Raw genomic sequence first — 6,228 nt, forward strand, 5'->3', positions numbered from 1 at the left:
CCGTGGCCCGGCGGCTCGATCGCTTCCGGGCCGTCGCGGATCAGCAACGCCGGCCAGGTGGCAGGCTTTCGCCCCCATCGCGGGGACGTCGTCGGCTGGGCCCAGGCGCCGATCGGACGATGCACGCGGTCGTCTGGCGGGGTCGGAGGATCATCGATCTTGGGACGCTGGGCGGCCGCGGCAGCCTGGCGACGGCGGTCAACAACCGCGGTCAGGCCGTCGGTTCCGCCCGCCTGCCCGACGGCGGCACCCGTGCGGCCCGCTGGAACTGATTCGATTTCCACCACCCGCCCACCACATTTCCTCGTTCCCCGGACCGGTCGGTGTCCGGGTCCAGCACGCTCCAACCCGTCGTGGCCGGTCCCATGGCCGTCAGCTTTCGGACATGTTGCGGAAGGGGCGGGAAAATTCCCTCTGTACAGGCACACTATGGTGCGTCTGGCGATCGAAGGAGCGAGGGAGAGTGCTGGTGGTTCCGACCCCGCTTCATGTCACCACCCCCGCGGGGGAGGTGACGCTCACCGGAGACAAGCCGGTCGTGGTGGGGCGGGCCCGTGCGGCCGACATCGTGATCAACGATGGCCGGGTGTCGCGCCGGCATCTGGTGCTGCATCCCGACGTCGGCGGATGGCGGATCGAGGACATCAGCGCCAACGGTCTGTGGCGGGATGGCTGCCGTGTGGGCGGTCTCGCAGTCTCCGGGGAGCTCCGGCTCCGGCTCGGCGCGGTGGACGGACCCGAGGTGGTGCTCGTTCCGCGTCCGGCCCCGCCGATGATCTCTCCGACCGCGCCGACCCACAGCCCGGGCGGGGCACCCATCCCCCTTGCCGGCCCGTCGCCCTCGTCTTGGCCGTCGCCGGGCGCGGCGGTGCCGGGCATGGAATGGTGGTCCGAACCGGCGCCGGGCGCTGCGCCGGCGCCTGTCCCGTCGGCGCCCGCGCAGTCGGGCGGGCCCGACCCGGCCGTGGGGCAGGCGACGATGGTGCACGACCGGCGGCGCGTATATCCGCTGACGATCGGACGGGTGCGGATGGGCCGCTCCCGCGACAACGACATCAACGTGGGCGACCTGCTTGCCTCCCGCCATCACGCCGAGCTGCATATCTCGGTGGCCGGCGTCGAGCTCATCGACCTCGCCTCCGCCAACGGCACCTTCGTCAACGGCCACCGGGTCACCCGGGCACGGGTGATACAACGCGACATCATCGCCATCGGCCATCATCTGTTCCAGCTCGAGGGAAACTCGCTCGTCGAATACGTCGACTCCGGTGACGTGGCCTTCGAGGCGCAGGCGCTGTCGGTGTGGGCCGGCACCAAGCAGCTCATGCACGACATGACCTTCCGGCTGCCGGGCCGTTCCCTGCTCGGTGTCGTCGGACCGAGCGGGGCCGGCAAGTCCACGCTGCTCAACGCTCTCACCGGCTTCCGACCGGCGGACCAGGGATCGGTGATCTACGCGGGACGTGACCTCTACGCCGAGTACGACGAGTTGCGACGCCGGATCGGGTACGTGCCGCAGGCCGACCCGCTGCATGACCAGCTGACCGTGCGTGAGGCTCTGGTATACGGCTCGGAACTGCGTTTCCCCGCCGACACCACCGCCAAGGAGCGGCGGGCTCGGGTGGAGGAGGTCATCGGCCAGCTTGGACTGACCGCGCACGCCGACACACCGGTCTCCCGGCTCTCCGGCGGCCAGAAGAAGCGCACCAGCGTCGCGCTGGAGCTGCTCACCCGGCCCTCTTTGCTGTTCCTGGACGAGCCGACCTCCGGTCTGGACCCGGCCAATGACCAGTCCGTGATGGAAACCCTGCGGGGCCTGGCGAAGGGCGGCGGCGCCGGCTCCGGCGACGAGACCGGCCGGACCGTCATCGTCGTCACTCACAGTGTGCTGTTCCTGGACCTGTGCGACTTCATCCTCGTGCTCGCGCCCGGCGGGCACGTGGCCTACTTCGGGCCGGCGGATGGGGCGCTGCGCTTCTTCGGCAAGGAGGACTTCCGCGAGTTCGCGGCGGTGTTCCGCGAGCTCGAGGCCACTCCGGGCGAGGAGATGGCGGAGCGGTTCCGGGACTCGGAGTTCTTCGTACCCTCCGCGATCGTGGCGCCCGCGGTGCGCAAGGCACCGCCGGAGCTACCCAGCGTGCGCCAGCAGCCGGTCCGGGCCCAGCTCGCGACGCTGACTCGACGGTACTGGCGGGTCGTGCTCGCCGACCGGTCGTACCTACGGCTGATCATCGCCTTCCCGTTCCTGCTCGGCGTCGTCCCGCAGGTGATCCGCGCCCCGGACGGGCTGCGTGCGTTACCCCAGGCACCGAACACCGACGCGACGAAGGTCCTCCTCGTTCTGGTGCTGTGTGCCTGTTTCATGGGCATGGCCAACTCGGTCCGGGAGATCGTCAAGGAGCGGCCGATCTACCGGCGGGAACGCACGATCGGGCTGTCCCGCACCGCCTACCTTGGATCGAAGATCATTCTGCTGACCGGGATCACCACCGCCCAGTGTCTTGTCTTCACCCTGATCGGGCTGGTGGGCCGGACCCCGCCGAGGGCGGTTGTGCTCGGCTCGCCGGTGCTGGAGTGTCTGATCGCGGTGGGGGTCGCGGCGCTCGCCTCGATGATGATCGGTCTGTTGGTCTCGACGCTGATCGACAACGCGGACAAGACCATGCCGATCCTGGTCCTGGTCACGATGGGTCAGCTGGTGTTCTCCGGGGGACTGACCTCGCTGGTCGGACGCCCCGTGCTGGCGCAGATCAGCCTGCTCGTCCCGGCTCGCTGGGGGTTCGCGGCCCTGGCGTCCACGGACGATCTCAATGACGTCAGCAAGTTCGGTAACGAGACCCTGCGGACCGACCCGACCGACGGGCTGTGGAAGCACAGCGTGACGATCTGGGTCCTCGACATCGTGATCTGCGTGCTGATCGGTGTCGTGGCACTGATCCTCACTGCCGTCATGCTGTGCCGGATCGAACCGAAGGTCACCCGGCCGACGGGTGCCGGGCCAAGGCCGGCCACTGGTTCGGGTTCGGGTTCGGGAGGGTTGTCGGGTCCGCGGCTGTATGGCACCGGGGTTCCCCCGGCGCACGGTTCCAGGACCGGTCGGTCCATGCCGTTGCGCGGCTGAGCGGTCAGTCCGTCCCCGTAGCCCATGCCCCGGAGCAGGTATCCCGGCGATCTCCCTCGCGAGCCGGGCCGCGAGGGAGATCGCTATGCCCCTATATGTGGATCGACGTGGCGCGAGTGACCGCAAATCCAAAACCCCCCGCAGCGGCCGGTTATCGTAGCGATAAGGTGAGCCGACCGAAGTTCGCTCGCGGTGGGGGATTGGGTATGGAGATCGTCTTCTTGTGCGAGCAGTATCCGCCGATCATCTGGGACGGGGCGGGAGTCTACACACACGACATCGCTCACGCCCTGGTCGCGCTCGGTCATCGGGTTCATATCCTTTGCGCCCAGGGGCGCTACCGCACGGACGAAGATCATGGCGGGGTGATGGTGCACCGGCGGCCGCTCCTGCGGTTGCCCGTCACCAGGTTTCTCGGTCCACTCGGCCGGTCGTTTCAGGGGGAGAACCATCCTCGCGATTCGCTCTCCCTGCGGTTCGTTCTCGCGGTCTCCTATGCTTTTTGGCTGCGTCGTCTCGGTCTGCGTCCCGACGTGATCGAGACTCAGGACGGCGAGACCCGGGGCCTGCGTACCGCCCTGCGCCGCGACATTCCCCTCGTGATCCACCTGCACACCCCGACGATGATGGACGTGCGTCTGCGGGACGGCAGGCTGCACGGCAGGGGCGCGGTGGCCGACCGGATCGACCGGTTCTCCGCGCTGCGCGCCGACGCGCGCACCGCTCCCTCCGAGCTGATCGTCACCACGCTGCGCGGTTTCGGCTGGCTGGATAAGGACACCGACGCGGACGTCATTCCTTACCCGTTCGACCGGTCCCCGTACATGGAGGTGGCCTCGCCCCGGCACACCGACCCGACGTTGCTCGTCGTCGGACGGCTCGAATGGCGCAAGGGGCTGGACGTCCTGATCGAGGCGGCCGCGCTGCTGAAGAAACGGGGTGTCGAGGCAACAGTGGTCTTCGCTGGTCAGTCCTCGGGCACGATCGAGGGCGTGGCGACCGGGACCTGGCTGGAGCAGCAGGCGGTCAAACTCGGCGTCACCTGCCGTTTCGCCGGCCACCTGACCCGTCCCGAGCTGGTCAAGGCCTATGAGGAGGCACGGGTGGTCGTCGTGCCGAGCCGCTTCGAAAGCTTCTCCATCGCGGGTCTCGAAGGAATGGCCTCGGGACGCCCGGTCGTTGCGACCGCGACGACCGGGGTGGCCACCTGGGTGGCGAAATGGAAGGGCGGCACGGTCGTGCCGCCGGAGGACGCCCCCGCACTCGCCGACGCCCTGGAACCTTTCCTCACCGACCCGGAGCTCGCGGAGACGGTGGGTGCCCGCGGTCGGGTCGGCACCGCCGAGCTCGAGCCGCTGCGTATCGCAGCCCTACGCGAGAAGGTCTACCAGAAGGCCATCGACCGTTTGCGGGCGCGCCACGGAAAAACCTCCGCCGTGGCATGAGGGTGGCGACCCGGGTCATCGATTGCCGGTCACGAACCTGATCCAGGCGAAAACCCTAGGGTAGGGTCATGAGCGGTCTGTGCGGTGTCTCCCTGGAACATCCGATCATGAACGCGGCTGGCACCTGCAAGACCGCCGAGGATGTCGAGACGTTCGCCCGGTCGGCGGTCTCGATGATCGTCGTTGGTTCGATTACCCGGGAACCGCGGTCAGGTAACTCCGGCAACGTCTACTGGCCCGGCCGGGTCTACTCGTTGAACGCGCTCGGGCTTCCCAACCGCGGGCTGGACTACTATGCCGCGCATCTGCCCGGTATGGTGCGGCGCGCTCACCGGGCGGGCAAGCCGTTGACCGTCAGCGTCGCCGGGTTCGGTGTTGACGAGTACCGCGAGATCTCCGCGGTCGTGGCGCGGACCGGGGTCGACCTGATCGAACTGAACCTGGCCTGCCCGAACGTTTGGGACGGCGGAACGCAGAAGCGCATCGCCTGCTTCGATCCCGGGCACACCGCGACGATCTGCACGGCGGTGGGCGACACGCTGGTGGCGCTGGCTGGTGCCGATCCGGCCCGACGCGTCCCCTACGGAGTCAAGATCTCGCCGTTCTCCGATCCGTCGGCCCTGGTGGAGCTCGCGACGGTGATCGATGAGGTCGCCGCGCGTCCCGGTGGCCCGCGGTTTGTCACGGCGGTGAACACCTTCCCCAACGCCTTCGCCGTTGACGAGGCGCACCGACCAGTCGTCGACGTCGAGCTCGCCGGTATGAGCGGGCCGGCGCTCAAGCCCGTCGGGCTCGGTCAGGTGCGCCAGCTACGCCGCCTGCTCCCGGAGAGTGTGGACATCATCGGGGTCGGGGGTGTGACCGACGGTCGTGACGCCGCCGACTATCTGCTGGCCGGGGCCACCGCGGTCCAGGCCGCCACCGCGTTCTGGAACCGTGCGGAGGATCCGGCCGTCTTCGGTTCCATTCTGTCCGACTGGATCGACCACACCGACCCGGCCGTCCCCTGAAAAGGGTTTCATGCGTGTTTTCCGTATATCTTCCCGGCATATTTTTTTCACGTCCTCGGCGCGGGAGCCCGTCGTGCCGGATCAGCCTCCGGCCGCCGCGTTTCTCGGTGCCGCTCGGCCTGGCTGCTCGGCGGTGTTCTCCGGGCCGCTTCCCGGGACCAGGGAGATCCGCCGGTCCGGTGGTGGAAACGTCAGCCGGAACGTGAAGGCGGTGGCGGTCGGGCCGTGGGCCCGCAGGTGACGAACCCGGTCCTCGGCCTCGTCCGTCCCCGGCCGATGCCCGGCGGGTACCCACCACAGGGCGTTGGTCGTCCGCTGGGTGGGATGAAACCACTCGCGCCGACGGTGTAGGAACGCCCCGTGGCCGCTATGGAAGACCAAGTTGGCCAGTGCCTCCACAGACTCCCACACGGTCAGGTTCACGATGATCGCATGGTCGCTGTCGCCCTCCCACACGAACGTGCGCACGGCGGTGTCGCCATCCTCGGGCCGCGGGCGCCAGACGACACCAGGCTGCCGGTCGCCGAGCGTGTTGGTGGGGGTGAGACCGGCGACGAAGTCGGTCAGGGCGGAGGAGCCGGGCGGCGCGAGCAGTCGGGCGATGTTCACCTGGGCCAGATGGTAACCCGTCATGAAGGCAGCCTAGCGGGAG

At 68.8% G+C, this 6,228-nt stretch carries 4 protein-coding genes and 1 pseudogene; 4 read left to right on the top strand and 1 reads right to left on the bottom strand.

The genetic code is table 11. The features are described from left to right. The 4 genes and pseudogenes from AC08ON_RS15265 to AC08ON_RS15280 form a co-directional block, all read left to right on the top strand. Positions 1–272, top strand: a pseudogene (locus AC08ON_RS15265) (hypothetical protein); the annotation flags it as partial. A gap of 197 nt (positions 273–469) precedes the next feature. Next, positions 470–3,121, top strand: a complete 2,652-nt coding sequence (locus AC08ON_RS15270; protein ID WP_476608166.1) for an ATP-binding cassette domain-containing protein — start codon at positions 470–472, stop codon at positions 3,119–3,121. A gap of 206 nt (positions 3,122–3,327) precedes the next feature. Next, complete coding sequence (locus AC08ON_RS15275; protein ID WP_476608165.1) at positions 3,328–4,566, top strand: glycosyltransferase family 4 protein; 1,239 nt, start codon at positions 3,328–3,330, stop codon at positions 4,564–4,566. 68 nt (positions 4,567–4,634) lie between these two features. After that, positions 4,635–5,576 (top strand): beta/alpha barrel domain-containing protein, encoded by a 942-nt coding sequence (locus AC08ON_RS15280; protein ID WP_476608164.1) that lies wholly within the window; start codon positions 4,635–4,637, stop codon positions 5,574–5,576. Positions 5,577–5,657: 81 nt separating this feature from the next. Here the strand turns inward: AC08ON_RS15280 and AC08ON_RS15285 are convergent, their stop codons facing one another. Next, complete coding sequence (locus AC08ON_RS15285; RefSeq protein ID WP_476608163.1) at positions 5,658–6,209, bottom strand: DUF3291 domain-containing protein; 552 nt, start codon at positions 6,207–6,209, stop codon at positions 5,658–5,660. Between the last annotated feature and the right edge of the window lie 19 nt (positions 6,210–6,228).

The sequence above is a fragment of the Frankia sp. CoWAU3 genome (genome assembly GCF_977971855.1).

Excerpts from the sequence above, each read along its gene's own strand:
- AC08ON_RS15275 (WP_476608165.1), top strand. The coding sequence starts at position 3,328 with ATGGAGATCGTCTTCTTGTGCGAGCAGTATCCGCCGATCATCTGGGAC.
- AC08ON_RS15280 (WP_476608164.1), top strand. The coding sequence starts at position 4,635 with ATGAGCGGTCTGTGCGGTGTCTCCCTGGAACATCCGATCATGAACGCG.
- AC08ON_RS15285 (WP_476608163.1), bottom strand. The coding sequence starts at position 6,209 with ATGACGGGTTACCATCTGGCCCAGGTGAACATCGCCCGACTGCTCGCG.